14 protein-coding genes are annotated in these 18,439 nt (G+C 67.8%); 9 read left to right on the top strand and 5 right to left on the bottom strand.

Features of this window, described 5'->3' with window-relative positions; all coding sequences use genetic code 11:
• Positions 1-2 precede the first annotated feature (2 nt).
• The 3 genes from ACTIEF_RS00145 to ACTIEF_RS00135 form a co-directional block, all read right to left on the bottom strand.
• Positions 3-722 (bottom strand): M48 family metallopeptidase, encoded by a 720-nt coding sequence (locus ACTIEF_RS00145; protein WP_439470155.1) that lies wholly within the window; start codon positions 720-722, stop codon positions 3-5.
• Positions 685-1,968 (bottom strand): polyhydroxyalkanoate depolymerase, encoded by a 1,284-nt coding sequence (locus ACTIEF_RS00140; protein ID WP_439470154.1) that lies wholly within the window; start codon positions 1,966-1,968, stop codon positions 685-687. Before ACTIEF_RS00140 ends, ACTIEF_RS00145 begins: the two co-directional genes overlap by 38 nt.
• 225 nt (positions 1,969-2,193) lie before the next feature.
• A complete protein-coding gene (locus tag ACTIEF_RS00135; protein WP_439470153.1) occupies positions 2,194-2,817 on the bottom strand; it encodes an SCO family protein in 624 nt (207 codons plus the stop codon).
• A 119-nt stretch (positions 2,818-2,936) separates the two neighbouring features.
• Between ACTIEF_RS00135 and ACTIEF_RS00130 the strand changes: the two genes are divergently transcribed.
• From ACTIEF_RS00130 to ACTIEF_RS00115, 4 genes are all read left to right on the top strand, one after another.
• Complete coding sequence (locus tag ACTIEF_RS00130) at positions 2,937-4,361, top strand: ActS/PrrB/RegB family redox-sensitive histidine kinase (protein ID WP_439470152.1); 1,425 nt, start codon at positions 2,937-2,939, stop codon at positions 4,359-4,361.
• A 91-nt stretch (positions 4,362-4,452) separates the two neighbouring features.
• Positions 4,453-5,007 (top strand): ActR/PrrA/RegA family redox response regulator transcription factor, encoded by a 555-nt coding sequence (locus tag ACTIEF_RS00125; RefSeq protein ID WP_439470651.1) that lies wholly within the window; start codon positions 4,453-4,455, stop codon positions 5,005-5,007.
• Positions 5,008-5,271: 264 nt separating this feature from the next.
• A complete protein-coding gene (locus ACTIEF_RS00120; RefSeq protein WP_439470151.1) occupies positions 5,272-5,694 on the top strand; it encodes a DUF2141 domain-containing protein in 423 nt (140 codons plus the stop codon).
• A gap of 101 nt (positions 5,695-5,795) precedes the next feature.
• Positions 5,796-7,265, top strand: a complete 1,470-nt coding sequence (locus ACTIEF_RS00115; RefSeq protein WP_439470150.1) for a carotenoid oxygenase family protein — start codon at positions 5,796-5,798, stop codon at positions 7,263-7,265.
• Positions 7,266-7,314: 49 nt separating this feature from the next.
• On the opposite strand, the gene ACTIEF_RS00110 is transcribed toward ACTIEF_RS00115, so the two are convergent.
• Together ACTIEF_RS00110 and ACTIEF_RS00105 are read right to left on the bottom strand one after the other, a co-directional pair.
• The gene (locus tag ACTIEF_RS00110; protein WP_439470149.1) at positions 7,315-8,085 is read right to left on the bottom strand and encodes a LytTR family DNA-binding domain-containing protein; all 771 of its coding nucleotides are present in this window, start codon (positions 8,083-8,085) and stop codon (positions 7,315-7,317) included.
• Positions 8,082-8,801 (bottom strand): TetR/AcrR family transcriptional regulator, encoded by a 720-nt coding sequence (locus ACTIEF_RS00105; protein ID WP_439470148.1) that lies wholly within the window; start codon positions 8,799-8,801, stop codon positions 8,082-8,084. Before ACTIEF_RS00105 ends, ACTIEF_RS00110 begins: the two co-directional genes overlap by 4 nt.
• Positions 8,802-8,977: 176 nt before the next feature.
• Here ACTIEF_RS00105 and ACTIEF_RS00100 point away from each other — a divergent pair, with 176 nt between their 5' ends.
• The 5 genes from ACTIEF_RS00100 to ACTIEF_RS00080 all read left to right on the top strand — a co-directional run bounded on the left by ACTIEF_RS00100 (position 8,978) and on the right by ACTIEF_RS00080 (position 18,370).
• Positions 8,978-11,176 carry a TonB-dependent receptor gene (locus tag ACTIEF_RS00100; protein WP_439470147.1) on the top strand — a complete coding sequence of 733 codons (2,199 nt, stop codon included), beginning with the start codon at positions 8,978-8,980 and terminating at the stop codon, positions 11,174-11,176.
• A 128-nt stretch (positions 11,177-11,304) separates the two neighbouring features.
• Complete coding sequence (locus ACTIEF_RS00095) at positions 11,305-12,819, top strand: spinster family MFS transporter (protein ID WP_439470146.1); 1,515 nt, start codon at positions 11,305-11,307, stop codon at positions 12,817-12,819.
• A 131-nt stretch (positions 12,820-12,950) separates the two neighbouring features.
• On the top strand, positions 12,951-14,141 hold the full coding sequence (gene sucC, locus ACTIEF_RS00090; protein ID WP_439470145.1) for an ADP-forming succinate--CoA ligase subunit beta: 1,191 nt from the start codon (positions 12,951-12,953) through the stop codon (positions 14,139-14,141).
• 43 nt (positions 14,142-14,184) lie between these two features.
• Positions 14,185-15,087, top strand: a complete 903-nt coding sequence (gene sucD, locus ACTIEF_RS00085; protein ID WP_439470144.1) for a succinate--CoA ligase subunit alpha — start codon at positions 14,185-14,187, stop codon at positions 15,085-15,087.
• 271 nt (positions 15,088-15,358) lie between these two features.
• Positions 15,359-18,370 (top strand): 2-oxoglutarate dehydrogenase E1 component, encoded by a 3,012-nt coding sequence (locus tag ACTIEF_RS00080; protein WP_439470143.1) that lies wholly within the window; start codon positions 15,359-15,361, stop codon positions 18,368-18,370.
• The last annotated feature ends 69 nt before the right edge of the window (positions 18,371-18,439 follow it).

Raw genomic sequence — 18,439 nt, 5'->3', positions numbered from 1 at the left:
GCTCAGCGCCCCACGGCGTGCAGGGCGGCCCCGTGCTCGCGCAGCCATTTGCGGTAGGGGCGGTGGTCGCCGACCAGCGCATGCACGACCGACCAATAGGCCGGGCTGTGGTCCGCGTGGACCAGATGGGCGACCTCGTGGGCGGCCAGATAGTCGGCCACGGCGGGCGGGGCCAGGATGACACGCCAGCTGTAGCGGATGGACCGGTTGTGGGGGCTGCATGAGCCCCAGCGCGACCGGGTGTCGGCGATGGAGACGGTCACCGGGCGCTGGCCGAGGGTCTTCAGATGATGCTCGGTCCGCTCGACCAGGACCTGCCGGGCCAGCCGCTTGAACAGGTTCTCGACCCGGCGGGAGAAGGCCTCGCCCTCGCCGCCCGACTGGATGAAGGGGCCGTCGGGGCCGTCGATCAGCCGGGCTGCGCCCGTGCCGCCGACCGCGACCAGACGGGTGGGGCGGCCATAGAGGGGCACCACCGCGCCGGGCTCCAGCGGGGCGCTGTCGGGGCGCTCGGCCAGCCGTTCGCGCATCCATGAGGCCTTGGTGCGGGCGAAAGCGACCACCTCCGCCAGCTTGCGCTCGGACGGGGCGACCAGCACCGCCTCGCCCTTGCGCCCGTCAATGCGGATCGACAGGCGGCGGGCGCGCGGGTTGACCGAGAGGCGGGCGGGGACCCCGACCGCCTCAGGCGGCAGCTGCTGACCGTGCCGGTACTGAACCACTCAGGGCCTCGTTGGCCGCGATGAAGTCGCGGACGCGGGGATAGATCTCGTCGCGGAAGCGACGACCGTTGAAGACCCCGTAGTGGCCGACTTCCGGCTGGACGTACAGCACCCGGCGGTCGTTCGGCAGGTTGGGGGTCAGGACGTGGGCGGCCTGGGTCTGGCCGACGCCGGAGATGTCGTCCTTCTCGCCCTCGACGGTCATCAGGCCGATGTCGGTGATCTTCGACAGGTCGACCTTGCGCCCGCGGTGCTCCAGCAGGCCGCGGGGCAGCAGGTGCTGCTGGAAGACAATGTCGATGGTCTGGAGGTAGAACTCTTCCGACAGGTCCAGCACCGACAGGTACTCGTCGTAGAACTCCTCGTGCTTCTGGGTCCCGTCGCCGTCGCCGTCGACCAGGCTCTCGAAGTAGCGGCGGTGGGCGTCGATGTGCTTGTCCTCGTTCATCGACATGAAGCTGTAGAGCTGGACGAAGCCCGGATAGACCCGCCGACCGAAGCCCGGATAGGGCCAGGGCACGGTGTGGATCATGTTCGACCTGAACCAGGTGAAGGGCTTTTCCTCCGCCAGCTGGTTGGTCACCGTCGGGGACAGGCGGGCGTCGATGGGCGAGCCCATGAAGGTCATCGAGGCGGGACGGTTCGGGTCCTCATCCTCGGCCATCAGGGCGCAGGCGGCCAGCACCGGCGGTCCGGGCTGACAGACGCCGACGACGTGGGCGCGCGGCCCGATCTGGGCCAGCATGGTGCGGACGTGGTCGATGTAGTCGAAGAAGTCGAACCGGCCCTCGAGCATCGGCACCTGACGGGCGTTGGCCCAGTCGGTGACATAGACGTCGTGGTCCTGCAGGAAGCCCTCGACGGTGCCGCGCAGCAGGGTGGCGTAGTGGCCCGACAGGGGGGCGACGATCATCACCGCCGGGGCGACGGTCGGCTTGCCCGCGCGCTTCAGGTCGCCGATGTGGCGGGCGAAGCGGACCAGGCGGCACCAGGGCGAGGACCAGACGACCTGCTCGGTCGTGCGGACCGGCTTGCCGTCGATGGTGACCACGTCCAGGCCCCATTTGGGCTTGCCGTAGCGACGGGTGACGCTCTCGAACAGCTCGGCCGAGGCGAAGGCGGTCCGTCCGATGGCGGTGTCGGCGGCCGGATTCAGAGGAGAGGTCCAGAAGTCCCGGGCCATCTGGGCCCCGATCCGGAAGGGAGCGGCCGAGGCGTAGGCCAGCTCATGAAGCGTATACAGCATGCGTGTCCTGACACGGCCCCCGCCGAGAGTGCGGCAAGGCATCATAGATTATGCCGCACTGCAAAAAGATAATCACCGATCACTGAAATCGTGAACGGGAGAGGCGGCGCGACACTCAATTATTTTTTGAGTGCACAAAAGTGGACATTTCGGGAGGCGAGGGCGGAAAGAGCGGTTACTCAGACCACCCTACACCCTCGATGCGTCAAATTCGGTCGTAGGGACTCAGCCCCGGGCCATGCTGCGTTCGATCACCTGCGCGGAGCGCTCCGGTCCGAGGTCGTGGGCCACGGAGGTGCGGAACTGTCCGTCCGGCCCCATCAGCGAGATCATCAGCGAGTGGCTCATGGTGTAGCCCTCGCCCTCGCCGACCTTGCTGTACATGGCGCGATAGGCGTCGGCGGCGGCGCGGACCTGCTGAGGCGTGCCGGTCAGGCCGATGACGCCCTTGGGAAAGCCTTCGGAGGACAGATAGTCCTTGAGCATCTGCGGGGTGTCGCGCTCGGGGTCGATCGAGATGAAGACGATCTGCAGGTCCCTGGCCTTGTCGCCGAGCCGGGCCTTGGTGGCCTCCAGCATGGTCAGGGTCGTGGGGCAGTAGTCCGGGCAGTAGGTGAAGCCGAAGAAGACGAGCGTCCATTTGCCGTCGAGGATGGTCTGGTCGACCGGCTGGCCGTCCTGATTGAGCAGCTGGAACGGACCGCCGATGTCGCCCTGACCGGTGACGGATATCTCGCCCGAGACCGGAGCGGCGGGCTGGCGGTTGACCACCACGAGGGTGACGACGGCGAGTGCCGCGGCGATGGCGATGCAGGCGCCGGCGAAAACGAGAATGGAACGGCGCGGCATCGCGACCCTTTCGTACTGGTCCCACGCGGACCGAAGGCGTCTATAGAAGGCGGGTGAGCGCTACAGAAGACCAATCAACGCCGCAGTTCGCCGATCCTTCCGACGGAGGGGGGGAGGGCATGGGGCGCTTCGCCCATTGGCGGAACCTGCCGCGCCGCAGCCGGGGGCTGTCGCTGCGCACCCTCGTCATCGTGCGCTGGATGACGATCTTCGGGCAGAGCGCGACCATCTTCGTCGCCACCGCCTGGTTCCATTTCGACCTGCCGCTGTGGGGCTGTCTGGCGGTGATCGGCGCCAGCGCGATTATGAACCTGAACGCCATGGCGCGGCTGAAGCGCAGCGACGGTTCGACCCCCGACGGCGCCTTGACGGCGGCGCATCTTGGCTTCGACATCCTGCAGACCGCCATCCTGCTGGGCCTGACCGGCGGACTGCAGAACCCCTTCTGCCTGCTGCTGGTCGCGCCGGTGACGGTGGCGGCGGCGTCCCTGCCCGCGCGGCAGGCGATGCTGATGGGCCTGTTGGTGCTGCTGGCCACGGTATGCCTGTTCTTCGTCTCCCTGCCCCTGCCGTGGCAGGCGGGGACCGAGCTGGTCCTGCCGCCGCTGTACAAGTTCGGCATCGGCATGGCCCTGACGACCGGGGTGGTGTTCACCGCCACCTATGCGTGGCGGGTGGCCGCTGACGCCGAGAAGCTGGAACTGGCGCTGGCGACGACGCAGGACGTGCTGCAGCGCGAGCAGCGGATGGCGGCGCTGGGCGGACTGGCCGCCGCCGCCGCCCACGAGCTGGGGACACCGCTGGCCACCATTCAGGTGGTCGCCAAGGAGCTGTTGCGGGCCTCGGCCCAGGACGGCCCGGCGGCCGAGGACGCCGCCCTGATCCTGCAACAGGCCGAGCGATGCCGGGAGATTTTGAAACGCCTGTCGCAGCAGCCGGAGGAGGGCGGCATCGCCTTCGCCGAGGTCGGGCTGAAGGCGCTGCTGGAAGAGGTGGTCGAGCCGCACCGGGGCTTTGACCTGGAGTTCGAGGTGACGGTCCGGACCGCCTCGGGCGAGCCGCCGCCGCGTGTGCGCCGCCTGCCGGAGGTGATCCACGGCCTGTCCACCCTGGTCGAGAACGCCGCCGATTTCGCCGGATCGCGAGTGCGGGTGCGGGCGCTGGTCGATGCGGGCTTCATCGAGATCGAGGTCGTGGACGACGGTCCGGGCTTCCCCCCCGACATCCTGCCGCGTCTGGGCGAGCCCTATGTGACCAGCCGTCCGCAGGGCAAGGCGCGCCGGGCGCTGGCCGCCCAGATCGCCGCCTCGGTGGCCGCCGCCGCCCCGGGGCGCAAGGCGCGCAAGGCCTCCGCCGCGCCCCGACCGGAAGAGATCGCGCCCAGTCAGGGCGGGATGGGACTGGGCTTCTTCATCGCCCGCACCCTGCTGGAACGGACCGGCGGAAAGGTCAGCGTCGGGGTCGGCGAGGGCGGCAAGGGCCAGCCGCGCGGCGCCCGTGTCGGGGTGCGCTGGGCGCGCCCGGCGCTGGAGGTGGCCGCCTGAGCCCCCACCTGAGCCCTGGTGTCGCACCCCCGTTCTGAACCTTGACCACAGGGTCGTCGTTACCGACTTGAACCGGATGGAACTGACGAAGATGCCCGAGACCGAAGCCCGCATCGCCGCGCTGGAGGACAAGACCCTTCTGGTGCTGGACGACGACAACGCCCTTCGCACCCGCATGGGCCGCGCGCTGGAAAGCCGCGGCTTCGTGGTGACCATGGCCGCTTCGGTGGCCGAGGCCAGCGAGGCCCTGCGCACCTCGGTCCCGGCCTTCGCCGTGCTGGACATGCGGCTGGAGGACGGCAACGGGCTGAAGGTGGTGGAGATGATCCGCGACCGTCGCGAGGACGCCCGCATCGTCATGCTGACCGGCTACGGCGCCATCGCCACCGCCGTGGCCGCGGTGAAGGCCGGCGCGGTCGACTATCTGCAGAAGCCCGCCGACGCCGATGATGTGGTGAAGGCCCTGCTGATGACCGGCGAGGCCCCGGAGCCGCCGGAAAATCCGATGAGCGCCGACCGGGTCCGCTGGGAGCATATCCAGCGGGTCTATGAGCTGTGCGACCACAATGTCTCGGAGACGGCCCGCCGTCTGGGCATGCACCGCCGGACCCTACAGCGCATTCTCGCCAAACGCGCGCCGCGCTAGGGCCGCGTCGGGTCGAGAAGGCGGAGCCTTCTGACCGCGGCCAAAAAAGACAAGGCCGCGTCGGGTCGGGAGGTCCGCGTAGCGGCCGACAGTCCGCGGCCCACAAGCGAAGTGTCCGTTCGCGTTTCGCGAATGAACACCCGTGGCCGTTGGCGAAGTCGGAGCGTCCTCTCCTGCAAACGGCGTGGCGGACGGTGAAGGTCGCCGCCACGGTCAGGTCATCGGAGGCCCGGTGGTCGGGCTCTCTTCCCTGAGGACCTCGACATGATCCGCATCGCCACTCTCGCCGCCGCCGCCCTGCTGTCCTTCGCCGCCGCCCCCGCCCAGGCCCAGGACGCCTCGATCACCCTGACCTATGAGACCGGCGCCCACACCGGCAAGGTGATGGTCGCCCTGTTCAACTCGGAAGAGGCCTACAACGCCGGCCAGCCGGTGGCCTCGGCGGAAGCCGACGCTTCGGGCGAGGCGGCGGTGGCGGTGTTCCGCAACCTGCCCGCAGGCGACTATGCGGCCCGCGCCTTCCACGATGTGAACGGCGACGGCCGGATGAACACCAATCCGTTCGGCATGCCGTCCGAGCCCTACGCCTTCTCGAACAACGCCGTCGGCATGATGGGCCCGGCCAGCTGGGAACGCGCCCACTTCGCCGTCTCGGGCAGCACCGCCCAGACCATCAGCATCAAGTGATCTCATTTTTCCTGGGGGCTAACGCGCTTCGCGCTGCTTGAGCCCCCAGACCCCCGGCTCTCACACCTTTCACGATCCGCTCCACGCGTCCGGAGATTTCCATGCTCGCTTCCCGCCGCCATTTCCTGATGGGCGCCGCCGCCCTGTCGGCTGCTGTCGTCACGCCGGAGACAGTCCGGGCCATGGCCGCCATGCAGGTCGCCGCCGACTGGTCGCTGGCCACCGCTGACCTTGAGGGCGATGTCGCCCGCCGGGTGATGCGTCGGGTCCATGGCCGGGCGCCGGCGGGACTGGAGGGCGCCCTGTTCCGCAACGGGCCGGGCAAGTTCCGGCGACCGGGCGGCTGGGCGACTCACTGGTTCGACGGCGACGGGCTGATGCGGGCCTTCCGCGTCCGCGACGGTCAGGCCACGCTGGAGGCCCGCTTCGCCGATACGCCCAAGCGTCGCTACGAAAGCGAGATCGACGCCGTGGTCACTCCGGGCTTCGGCACGGTCGGAGACGCCAGCCGCGCCCGGATCGGCTCGCCCAATGACGCCAACGCGGCCAATACGGCGGTGATGACGGCGGGCGACGAGGTCTGGGCCCTCTGGGAGGGCGGCTCGCCGATGGCGATGGACGCGTCGGACCTGTCGACCAAGCGGTTCGTCACCCTGCGCGACGACCTGAAGGGCATGCCCTTCCAGGCGCACCCCCGCTACGACGCGGACGGCACGATCTGGAATATCGGTCTGTGGGGCGACCGGATGATCGTGTGGCGGCTGAACGCCGACCGCAGCCTGCACACCGCCGAGGTCATGAGCCTGCCGCGCGCCAGCTACATGCACGACTTCACCGCTACCGCCCGGCATCTGGTGATCGTGATGCAGCCCTGGGTCTTCGACCACCACGGCATGCCCTATGCCTCGCAGTTCGCCTGGAAGCCGGAACTGGGGACCCAGGTCATGGTCATCGACAAGGCGGACCTGACCCGGACCCGCATCTTCGAACTGCCCGCCTTCAGCTATTTCCACCTCGGCGACGCCTGGGAGGACGGCTCGGGGACGATCCGCTTCGACGTGGCGGCGGGCAAGGATGTGACCTTCGCCATGGAGGGGGCGCGGGTGCTGGTGGGGGGGCACGGGACGGTGTCGGGCGATCCGGCGGACCTGTCGCTGGTGACCCTGCACACGGACGGGCGGGCCGAGATGGTTCGCTCCGGCGTGGCGGCGGAATTCCCCAAGAGCGATCCGCGCCGGGCGGGGCTGGCCCGTCGCTATACGGTCCATGTCGCGGGCGAGCGGGGCGGGCGGCCCCTGCCGACCGGGCTGGCGGTGCACGACTGGGAGACCGGTCGGTCCGACGCCTTCGACTTCGGCGACGGGGTGATCATGGAGGAGGCCAACTGGGTCCCGAAGCCGGGCCGGTCCGGCGAGCGGGACGCCTGGCTGGTGGCTCCGGCGATCAATCTGCGCGAGGGGGTGACCGAGCTGCACGCCTTCGACGCGGGCCGGGTGGTGGACGGGCCGGTAACCAGCTGGCGGGCGGACATCGCCCTGCCCGCGGGCTTCCATGGGATATGGGCGGGGTGAGTTCGTCCGGCCTCAAGTAGCGCGAAGCGCGATAGGCCAAAAAGAAAGCCTAGTACCAGCCGGCGTCGCGCAGGGCCTTGGCGTAGCGGCGGCTGACCGGGGCCTCGATGCCGTCGTCCAGGGTCAGGGTGGCGCGGCCCTCGCCCCGGCTGACCGAGCGGACGGCGGCGCGGGCGACCCACCAGCTGCGGTGCGTCTGGGCGCCTTCCAGCCCTTCCAGCTCAGCGAGGGCGTCGGACAGGCGCATCAGGATCAGGTCCGAGCCTCGGTCGGTGTGCAGGCGCAGATAGTGGTCCTCGGACTCCACCGCGCGGATCGTCGCCCCGCGCAGCTTGGGCGGCAGGCGGTCGAGGAAGCGGGCCGGGGCGGCGCCTGCGGGGGCGGCTTGGGTCTGCACCGGCTCGCGCTGGAGGAAGATGTTGAGGACGCTCAGCACGCCGGTCACCACGGTCACGGGCAGCAGGAAATAGACCAGCCGCTCCAGCGTCGCATACCGTCCGCCCTCGAAGATCCAGACCGTATAGGCCCAGACGAACAGGGTCAGGGGCAGGGACATGGCGGCGGTCAGGATCAGGGCGCCCAGCCATGGACGGCGGTCAAAATCGATCCAGCGCTCGACCTGACGGGCGCAGATATGGCCCCAGGCGGCGCCGATCAGCATCAGCGGCAGCCAGTAGGTCAGCCGGTGCACAAAGCCCATGCCGGTCATGCCGAAGGCGCCGGTGAAGGCCAGCACCACCCCGGCGGCGCCCGAGACGGCCAGACCCTTCACCAGACCCCGGTCCAGCGTCAGCGAGAGACGAACAGGCGTGTCGGTCATTTGGCGTCCGGCAGGCAGACGGCGCGGAACCCGGCGGCGGCGAAGCGCACCATATAGTCGCCCGCGGTCTCCAGATCGCCGGACAGGCACAGGCCGCCCGACAGCCGGTCCAGGCGCCCGGTCTCGCCCAGCGTCAGCGTCAGGGCGCCCGACAGGTTGTGGTAGGCCCAGTACAGATCGACCTCGCGCGCGGTCGGCATGGTCTGGTGGATCAGTTCGATCAGCCGGCGGATGGCGGGGTCGAAATAGCGGGCCATGGTCTCGCCGCCGAAGGTCGGATTGGCGTTGGTCTGGGCCACCAGGGCCGAATAGTGCTTCCAGCCCGGCCCGCCCTTGAGCGACCATTGGAACGGCGGGCGCAGGAAGGCTTCAAGCAGGCCCTCCAGCGTCATGGCCTCGCCCGCCTCGCGCGCATAGCGGTTGATGGCGTCGACCCGCTCGTTGTTCCAGACCTCGGCCCGGCGCAGGAAGACGGAGTCGAACAGGCCCCGCTTGGCCCCGAAATAATAGTGGACCAGGGCGGTATCGACGCCCGCCTCGCGCGCCACCTCGCGGATGGTGACGCCGTAGAAGCCGTGTTTCGAGAACAGGTCCTCGGCCGCGTCGAGAATTGATTCGCGGGTGTCGCTGCCCCCGGCGGCCCGGGTTTTCGGCGGCCGACCGCGCCGCGCGGGGCGGGCGTCGGCTTCAGGGGAGGGCGCGTCAGGCTTGGTCATGGCCCACGCTAGGCCGTGGCGCGGGGGCTGTGCAACGGCGCCACAGATTTCCGCCATGCTTCCGCCGGGGAAGCGCCACGGTTTGACAGGGGGCGTAAAACGGTTACGGTCCCGGAAAATCATTGAACGCTGAATAAAAGCGTCGATCGGAAACACACAGGGATTTGGGGCTGCAAATGAACAGACTCGTGAAAACCGCCTTGCTCGCCGGCACCGCCTGGAGCGCGCTCTCGACCATGGCCATCGCCCAGGACGCCACGCCGCAGGAAGGCGCGTCGGATCTGGGTGAAGTCGTCGTCACCGCCCGTCGTCGTGACGAGGCGCTGAAGGACGTGCCGATCTCGGTGTCGGCCATCGGTGAAGAGCGGCTGGAGCAGACCGGCGTCGCCGACATCACCGCCCTGCAACAGCAGACCCCGAACGCCACGGTGCAGGTCGCCCGCGGTTCGAACTCGACCCTGATCTCCTTCATCCGCGGCATCGGCCAGCAGGACCCGCTGTGGGGCTTCGAGCCCGGCGTCGGCCTGTATGTCGACGACGTCTACATCGCCCGCCCGCAGGGCGCCGTCCTGGACGTCTACGACGTCTCGCGCATCGAAGTGCTGCGCGGCCCGCAAGGCTCGCTGTACGGCCGCAACACGGTCGGCGGCGCGGTCAAGTATGTGACCTCGGGCCTGTCGCGCGATCCGGAGATGACCCTGCGCGGGTCGTACGGCAGCTACAACCAGATCGATCTGCTGGCCTCGGGCAGCATGCCGCTGGCCGACAATTTCCGCGTCGGCGGCGCGATCGCCAGCTATCAGCGCGACGGCTACGGCGCCAACCTGAACACCGGCGCCGAGCACTATAACAAGGACGTGCTGGCCGGTCGCGTCAGCGCCGAGTGGGAGCCGCAGGACGGCGTGCAGGTGCGCCTGGCCTATGACCGCACCGAGGACAACTCGAACCCCCGCCACGGCCACCGTCAGGTCGCCGGCGTCGGTCCGGGCGCGGGTATTCCGGGCAGTGTCTATGACACCTACGCCGGTCTTGGCGACACCAATGAGGTGATGAACCAGGGCCTGTCGGCCACCGTTCAGGTCGACCTGAACGACGCCTGGACCTTCAAGTCGATCACCGCCTGGCGCGAGGGTGAGACCAACACCCTGATCGACTTCGACAACACCCCGGCGCCGACCCTGGACGTCCCGGCTGTCTATTCGGATGACCAGCTGACGCAGGAATTCCAGTTCCTGTTCAACTACGACCGCATCCAGGGCGTGATGGGCTTCTTCTACCTCGACGGTCACGCCGAGGGCGCCTTCGACACCATCGCGGGCAATCTGGGCATTGTGATCGGCACCGCCGGCTATGTGAACACCACCAGCTACGCCTTCTTCGGCGATGTGAACCTGGACTTCACCGACCGCCTGCACCTGGGTCTGGGTCTGCGCTATACGCTGGACGAGAAGACCGGCAGCGTGTTCCGCGCCAACTACGCTGGCGCGACCCGCAGCCCGCTGCTGGGCGGCACGGCCCGCGCCCCGACCCTGGTCCGCACCAACTATGTGGCCAGCAAGGACTTCGATCAGGTCACGCCGAAGATCTCGCTGTCGTATGACCTGACCGACGATCTGACGACCTACGCCTCGTACTCGCGCGGCTTCAAGTCGGGCGGCTTCGACATGCGCGGCGACGCCATCCTGACGCCGAACACCGTCAACGGCTACAGCCCCGAAACCGTCGACTCCTACGAGATCGGCCTGAAGGGCGCGATGAGCCGGTTCTCGTTCTCGTCGGCCATCTTCTACAACGAGTACAACGACCAGCAGGTCACGACCCAGGTTCCGGCCGTGGGCGGCATCGCCTCCTTCGTCGACAACGTCGGCTCATCGACCTTCTACGGCGCCGAGTTCGAAGGTCGCCTGCAGATCCTCGACAGCCTGTCGGCCAACTTCGCCGTCGGCTACCTGCACTCCGACTTCGAGGAGTTCCTGCGCTACAACCTGACCACCATGGCCTACGAGGACATCTCGGATCAGGTCGTGCTGCAGAACGCGCCGGAATGGACGGGCTATCTGGGCTTCACCTGGATCGGTAACGTCGGCGGCGGTGAGCTGGCGGTGACCCCGTCGGTCGCCTACCGCGGCGACTACAGCCAGTTCGAATTCCCGAACCCGGTCCTCGACCAGCAGGCCTACACCCTGGTCGATCTGTCGGTGGTCTGGACCGATCCGACCAACCGCTGGACCCTGGGCGTGTACGGCAAGAACCTGACCGACGAAGAGTACAAGGTCGGCGGCTACAACTTCGCAGGCGCGCTCTACAACGACTCGCTGATCGCCTACTACGGCCCGCCGCAAACGGTGACCGCGATGGTGCAGTTCAAGTTCTGATCTCCTGAAGCCTGATCGGTTCTGATCAAGGGCGGCGGTTCAAGCGAGCCGCCGCCCTTTTCTTCTGGCGTCGGGCCGCGACGCCGCTACGGTTCGTTCAACGAAAAAGTACAGTCGAGGGAAACGCCATGACCGCCACGGACGCTCCGGTCCCCGGACAGCCGACCGACCGACCCGGGTATCGCTTCTACGTTCTGGCGATCCTGATCCTCATCTACATGCTGAACTTCCTCGACCGGCAGATTATCGGCATCCTCGCCGCGCCGCTGAAGGCCGAGTTCGGCATGTCGGACACCGAGTTCGGCCTGCTGGGCGGCATCGCCTTCGCCTCGGTTTACTCGACCCTCGCCATTCCTCTGGCCTGGCTGGCCGACCGCTTCAGCCGCGTCTGGATCATGACCGGAGCCCTGGCCGTCTGGTCCGGCTTCACCGCCCTGTGCGGGGTGGCCGGGTCGTTCACCCAGTTGTTCCTGTTCCGCATGGGCGTCGGCGTGGGGGAGGCGGGCGGCGTGGCCCCGGCCTATTCGCTGGTGGCCGACTATTTCCCGCCGAACCAGCGGGCGCGCGCCCTGGCCGCCTTCGCTTTCGGGATTCCGCTGGGCACCGCCGCCGGGACCCTGGTCGGCGGTCTGCTGGCCGCGACCTATGGCTGGCGCACCGCCTTCATCGTGGTCGGCCTGCTGGGCCTGCTGGTCGCGCCCCTGCTGCGCCTGACCGTCAAGGACCCGGTCCGGGGCGGAACCGATGCGCCCAAGGCTGTCGCCCTGGATGCGCCCGCAGTCGCCGCTCCGGCCAACGACGGACGTCTGGGCAAGCGCGTCGCGCAGGGCCTGCTGGGTCTGGCCGCCGGTCTGGTGATCCTCGCCGCCCTGGCCCATTTCGGCGTCATCGCCGCCAGCGCCCTGGTTCTGGTCTTCGCCGGCCTGCTGGCCGGGGTCATCGGCGGCTCGCTGATGATCGCCCGGGTGACCGCCACCGCCGTCATTCCCAAGCCGAGCTTCTGGCTGCTGGCGCTGGGGGCCGCCTCGTCGTCGGTCTGCGGCTACGGCGTGGCGGGCTGGCTGCCGCTGTTCATGATGCGCAGCTTCGACATGACCCTGCCGCAGGTCAGCTGGTACTATTCCGGCATCGCGCTGATCGGCGGCATCCTGGGCATCTGGGGCGGCGGCGCCATCGCCGACAAGCTGGCCAAGCGCGGCAAGGGCGCCTATCCGCTGGTCCCGGCCATCGCCTTCCTGATCTCGGCGCCTTGCTTTATCCTGGCGATGAACTCGCCGTGGCTGATCGGCCTGATCTTCCCGGGCGGCGGCACCCAGTTCCAGCAACTGGCCGTGGCCTTCGTCATCTTCCTGGTCCCGACCGGCCTGAACCTGGCCTGGCTGGGTCCGATCACCGCCTCCGTCCAGCATCTGGTCCCGGCCCCGATGCGTTCGACCGCCTCGGCCCTGTTCCTGCTGCTGAACAACCTGCTCGGCATCGCCGTCGGCTTCTTCTACTTCGGCTGGATGAGCGACCTGCTGGCCCCGCGCTTCGGCGACGAAAGCCTGCGCTGGGCGATCTACACCGGCATGGGCTTCTATGTGATGGCGTCCATCCTGCTGATCGGCGCCTCGCGTACGCTGAAGAAAGACTGGGTCGACTAGGGCGACAAGGCCGGTCCGGGCGGGTTCCGGACCGGCGATCCCGCGCGTGACGTGGCGTGAGGTTGCACCTGCGAAGGCGGGGGGCCTATAAGCCCCGCAACTTTCCCCAGCAGCGTTGCGGCGGTCTCCCCATGAACATCCACGAATATCAGGCCAAGCAGGTCCTCAAGGGCTTCGGCGCGCCCGTCGCGGCCGGCGTGGCCGTCACCTCGGTTGATGAAGTCGAGGCCGCCGCCAAGTCGCTGCCCGGCCCGCTCTATGTCGTGAAGTCGCAGATCCACGCCGGTGGCCGCGGCAAGGGCAAGTTCAAGGAACTGCCCGCCGACGCCAAGGGCGGCGTCCGTCTGGCCTTCTCGGTCGAGGAAGCCGTCGCCCACGCCAAGGAAATGCTGGGCAACACCCTGGTCACCGCCCAGACGGGCGAGGCCGGCAAGCAGGTGAACCGCCTGTACATCGAGGACGGCGCCGACATCGAGCGCGAGCTGTACTGCTCGCTGCTGGTCGACCGCGCCTATGGCCGCATCTCCTTCGTCGTCTCGACCGAAGGCGGCATGGACATCGAGACCGTCGCCCACGACACCCCCGAGAAGATCATCACCGTCGTCATCGACCCGGAAGCGGGCGTGACCGACGCCGACGTCGCCAAGATCAACGCGGCCTACGGGCTGGACGGTGCGGCGGCTGAAGACGGCAAGTCGCTGTTCCCGGCGCTGTACAAGGCCTTCGTCGAGAAGGACATGGACATGCTGGAAGTGAACCCGCTGATCGTCATGAAGGACGGCCACCTGCGCGTTCTGGACGCCAAGGTCTCGTTCGACGGCAACGCCCTGTTCCGCCACGAGGACATCAAGGCCCTGCGTGACGAGACCGAGGAAGACGCCAAGGAAATCGAGGCCTCGAAGTGGGACCTGGCCTACGTCGCCCTGGACGGCAACATCGGCTGCATGGTGAACGGCGCCGGCCTGGCCATGGCCACCATGGACATCATCAAGCTGTACGGCAAAGAGCCCGCCAACTTCTGTGACGTCGGCGGCGGCGCCGGCAAGGACAAGGTCGCGGCGGCCTTCAAGATCATCACCGCCGACCCGAAGGTCGAAGGCATCCTGGTCAACATCTTCGGCGGCATCATGCGCTGCGACGTCATCGCCGAGGGCGTTGTCGCCGCGGTGAAGGAAGTCGGCCTGCAGGTTCCGCTGGTCGTCCGTCTGGAAGGCACCAATGCCGAACTGGGCAAGAAGATCCTCAACGAGTCGGGCCTGACCATCCAGGCCGCCGACGACCTTGACGACGCCGCCCAAAAGATCGTCGCGGCGGTCGCGTAAGCGCCGCACCGCCCAGCAGACACACAGAATTCAGAGCTCAGACATGTCCATTCTGGTCAACAAGAATACCAAGATCCTGGTCCAGGGCCTGACCGGCAAGACCGGCAGCTTCCACACCGAACAGGCGCTGGCCTACTACGGCACGCAAATGGTCGGCGGCATCCACCCCAAGAAGGGCGGCGAGACCTGGACCGGTTCGCACGGCGAAAGCCTGCCGATCTTCGCCTCGGTCGCCGAAGGCCGTGACGTCACCGGCGCCGACGCCACCGTCATCTACGTTCCGCCCGCAGGCGCGGCGGACGCCATCATCGAGGCCATCGAGGCCGAGATCCCCTTCATCACCTGCATCACCGAAGGCATTCCGGTGCTGGACATGGTGCGCGTGAAGGCTCGCCTGGACCGCTCGAAGTCGCGCCTGCTGGGCCCGAACTGCCCGGGCATCCTGACCCCGGAAGAGTGCAAGATCGGCATCATGCCGGGCTCGATCTTCAAGAAGGGCAACGTCGGCATCGTGTCGCGTTCGGGCACCCTGACCTATGAAGCCGTGTTCCAGACCTCGAACGAGGGCCTGGGCCAGACGACCGCGGTCGGCATCGGCGGCGACCCGGTCAAGGGCACCGAGTTCATCGACGTGCTGGAGATGTTCCTGGCCGACGAAGAGACCACCTCGATCATCATGATCGGTGAAATCGGCGGCGGCGCGGAAGAAGACGCCGCCCAGTTCCTGATCGACGAGGCCAAGAAGGGCCGCAAGAAGCCGATGGCCGGGTTCATCGCGGGCCGCACCGCGCCGAAGGGTCGCACCATGGGCCACGCCGGCGCGGTCGTGTCGGGCGGCAAGGGCGACGCGGAGTCGAAGATCGCCGCCATGGAAGCCGCGGGCATCAAGATGTCGCCGTCGCCGGCGCGTCTGGGCAAGACCCTGGTTGAAGTCCTGAAGGGCTAAGCCTGTCCCACAGCTGATCTGCTCAAGGGGCTCCCTCGCGGGAGCCCCTTTTGCATCTGGCGCGGGGGCAGGTCCGGCTCGGGCTGATCCGACCCGGACGGCGACGCAAGTCTCGCGGGCGAGACAAATCGAGGGCTAAAATTTCAGAATTCCGGCGAATTTCGACCCCAGCGCCGCTATTCGGTCATGACCCATAAGGAAACAGCGCCTATATGAGCGCCGTCGCCTCCGTGCAGACGTGCGCGCGCGATCTTAGGGACTGACGAGAACGATGGCTGACGACGCCGGACGGCTGAACCAGGTCTTTGCCGAGACCAGCTTCCTGTATGGCTCCAATGCCTCGTTTATCGAGGATCTCCACGAGAAGTGGGCCGATAATCCCTCGAGCGTGTCCGACGAGTGGCGCGCCTTCTTCGACCAGTTGCGTGACAACGCCGCCCAGGTGAAGGCCTCGGGCGCGGCGGGCGGCTGGGGCCGTCCGGTCACGACCGAGCCGACCGAAGCCACCGGCGTGTTCGACGGCCGCTGGCCCGCGCCGAAGCCTGATCCCAAGGCCGCCGCCAAGCCGGGCGCCGCTCCGGCCGCCGCCGCTCCCGCCGCCTCGGCGGATGAGGTCCGCGCCGCCGCCCACGATTCGATCCGCGCCCTGATGCTGATCCGCAGCTACCGTGTGCGCGGTCACCTGCAGGCGACGCTGGACCCGCTGGGCATCGAACAGCCGACCCACAACCCGGAACTGACCCCGGAATTCTACGGCTTCACCGCCGCCGACATGGACCGTCCGATCTTCCTGGACGGCGTGCTGGGCCTGCAGACCGGTTCGATCCGCCAAGTGCTCGAGATCCTCAAGCGCACCTACTGCGGCAACATCGGCATCCAGTACATGCACATCGCCGAGCCGGAGGAGAAATCCTGGCTCCAGCAGCGCTTCGAAGGCCCGGACAAGTTCGAGCAGAACGCCTTCACCAAGGAAGGCAAGCTGGCCATCCTGAACAAGCTGATCGAGGCCGAGGGCTTCGAGCGCTTCCTGCACAAGCGGTTCCCGGGCACCAAGCGCTTTGGTCTGGATGGCGGCGAGGCCATGGTCCCGGCGCTGGAGCAGGTCATCAAGCGCGGCGGCAATCTGGGCGTTGACGAGATCGTCTTCGGCATGGCCCACCGCGGCCGTCTGAACACCCTGGCGGCGGTGATGGGCAAGCCCTACCGCGCCATCTTCCACGAGTTCCAGGGCGGTTCGACCGTCCCGTCGGACATCGACGGCTCGGGCGACGTCAAATACCACATGGGCGCCTCGTCGGACCGCCAGTTCGACGGCAACACCGTCCACCTGTCGCTGACGGCCAACCCCTCGCACCTCGAGATCGTCAACCCGGTGGTGCTGGGCAAGTCGCGCGCCAAGCAGGCCTTCGACATCCGTGAGGCCAACGCCGGCAAGCCCGAGGAAGAGTGGGCGCTGGACCGCAGCCACGTCATCCCGCTGTTGATCCACGGCGACGCCGCCTTCGCCGGCCAGGGCGTGGTGGCCGAGTGCTTCGCCCTGATGGGGCTGAAGGGCTACCGCACCGGCGGCACCCTGCATTTCGTCATCAACAACCAGATCGGCTTCACCACCAGCCCGCGGAACTCCCGCTCGTCGCCCTATCCGTCGGATGTGGCGCTGATGGTCCAGGCCCCGATCTTCCACGTGAACGGTGATGACCCCGAGGCGGTCGTCTTCGCCGCCAAGGTGGCCACCGAATTCCGCCAGAAGTTCCACAAGGACGTGGTGGTGGACATGTTCTGCTACCGCCGCTTCGGCCACAACGAAGGCGACGATCCGACCTTCACCCAGCCGATCATGTATTCGAAGATCCGCGCCCTGCCGTCGACGCGCGAGATCTACGCCGCGCGTCTGGTCAAGGAAGGCGTGATCGCCCAAGCCGACGTGGACGCCGAGGTCGCGCGCTTCGAGGCCTTCCTCGACGCCGAGTTCGACGCGGGCAAGGCCTTCGAGGCCAAGAAGGCCGACTGGCTGGACGGCCAGTGGACCGGCATCGGCCTGGCCGAGGGTGATGAGCGTCGCGGCGAGACCGCCGTGCCGGTCGCCAAGCTGACCGACCTGGGCCACCGCCTGACGACCATCCCGAACGCCGTCGACATCCACAAGACGCTGAAGCGCGTCATCGATGGTCGTCGCGAGATGATCACGACCGGCCAGAACCTGGACTGGGCGACGGCGGAAAGCCTGGCCTTCGGCTCGCTGCTGGAAGAGGGCTTCCCGGTCCGCCTGTCGGGTCAGGACTCGGTGCGCGGCACCTTCTCGCAGCGCCACTCGGGCATCGTCGATCAGACGACCGAGAAGCGCTACATCCCGCTGAACAATCTGTCGGACAAGCAGTCCCACTTCGAGGTCATCGACTCGGCCCTGTCCGAAGAGGCGGTGCTGGGCTTCGAGTACGGCTACTCTCTGGCCGACCCGAACACCCTGGTCATGTGGGAAGGCCAGTTCGGCGACTTCGTGAACGGCGCGCAGGTGGTGATCGACCAGTTCATCACCTCGGGCGAACGCAAGTGGCTGCGCATGAGCGGCCTGACCATGCTGCTGCCGCACGGCTACGAAGGTCAGGGCCCCGAGCACTCGTCGGCCCGTCTGGAGCGCTTCCTGCAGGCCTGCGCCGAGGATAACATCCAGGTCGCCAACTGCACGACCCCGGCCAACTATTTCCACATCCTGCGTCGCCAGATGCACCGGCCGTTCCGCAAGCCGCTGATCATCATGACGCCGAAGTCGCTGCTGCGTCACAAGAAGGCGGTCTCCCCGCTGGCCGATCTGGCCGAGGGCAGCTCCTTCCACCGCGTGCTGCACGACGACGCCCAGACCCGTCCGGACGTCGCGGGCATCAAGATCAAGGCGGACAAGGATATCCGCCGGGTGATCCTGTGCTCGGGCAAGGTCTACTATGACCTGCTGGAGCGCCGCGAGAAGGACGCCCAGGACGGCAAGCCGGTGGATGACGTCTACATCCTGCGCCTGGAACAGTTCTATCCGTGGCCGATCAAGTCGCTGTCGACGGAGCTCTCGCGCTTCCCGAACGCCGAACTGGTCTGGTGCCAGGAAGAGCCGAAGAACATGGGCGGCTGGACCTTCGTCGATCCGTGGATCGAACTGACACTTGAGAAGCTGAACGTGAAGTCGAAGCGCGCCCGTTATGTGGGTCGCCCGGCATCCGCCTCGACGGCGGCGGGTCTGATGAGCCGCCACCTGAAGGAACTGGACGCCTTCCTGACCGACGCCTTCGCCTGAGAATAAAGTCCCGATCGGCGGTTCCCCCGCCGCCGGGATGATGCCTAGATAACTGACCGCACCAGAAGA

The organism is Brevundimonas sp., from assembly GCF_051858995.1.
Lineage (GTDB): Bacteria > Pseudomonadota > Alphaproteobacteria > Caulobacterales > Caulobacteraceae > Brevundimonas.
The sequence above is the reverse complement of the archived record's forward strand: the minus strand, read 5'-3'. Positions and strand labels throughout refer to the sequence as shown.

Bases quoted from the DNA above. Each gene is read 5' to 3' on its own strand.
- ACTIEF_RS00140 (WP_439470154.1), bottom strand. From the start codon at position 1,968: ATGCTGTATACGCTTCATGAGCTGGCCTACGCCTCGGCCGCTCCCTTC.
- ACTIEF_RS00135 (WP_439470153.1), bottom strand. From the start codon at position 2,817: ATGCCGCGCCGTTCCATTCTCGTTTTCGCCGGCGCCTGCATCGCCATC.
- ACTIEF_RS00130 (WP_439470152.1), top strand. From the start codon at position 2,937: ATGGGGCGCTTCGCCCATTGGCGGAACCTGCCGCGCCGCAGCCGGGGG.
- ACTIEF_RS00125 (WP_439470651.1), top strand. From the start codon at position 4,453: ATGCCCGAGACCGAAGCCCGCATCGCCGCGCTGGAGGACAAGACCCTT.
- ACTIEF_RS00120 (WP_439470151.1), top strand. From the start codon at position 5,272: ATGATCCGCATCGCCACTCTCGCCGCCGCCGCCCTGCTGTCCTTCGCC.
- ACTIEF_RS00115 (WP_439470150.1), top strand. From the start codon at position 5,796: ATGCTCGCTTCCCGCCGCCATTTCCTGATGGGCGCCGCCGCCCTGTCG.
- ACTIEF_RS00110 (WP_439470149.1), bottom strand. From the start codon at position 8,085: ATGACCGACACGCCTGTTCGTCTCTCGCTGACGCTGGACCGGGGTCTG.
- ACTIEF_RS00105 (WP_439470148.1), bottom strand. From the start codon at position 8,801: ATGACCAAGCCTGACGCGCCCTCCCCTGAAGCCGACGCCCGCCCCGCG.
- ACTIEF_RS00100 (WP_439470147.1), top strand. From the start codon at position 8,978: ATGAACAGACTCGTGAAAACCGCCTTGCTCGCCGGCACCGCCTGGAGC.
- ACTIEF_RS00095 (WP_439470146.1), top strand. From the start codon at position 11,305: ATGACCGCCACGGACGCTCCGGTCCCCGGACAGCCGACCGACCGACCC.
- sucC (WP_439470145.1), top strand. From the start codon at position 12,951: ATGAACATCCACGAATATCAGGCCAAGCAGGTCCTCAAGGGCTTCGGC.
- sucD (WP_439470144.1), top strand. From the start codon at position 14,185: ATGTCCATTCTGGTCAACAAGAATACCAAGATCCTGGTCCAGGGCCTG.
- ACTIEF_RS00080 (WP_439470143.1), top strand. From the start codon at position 15,359: ATGGCTGACGACGCCGGACGGCTGAACCAGGTCTTTGCCGAGACCAGC.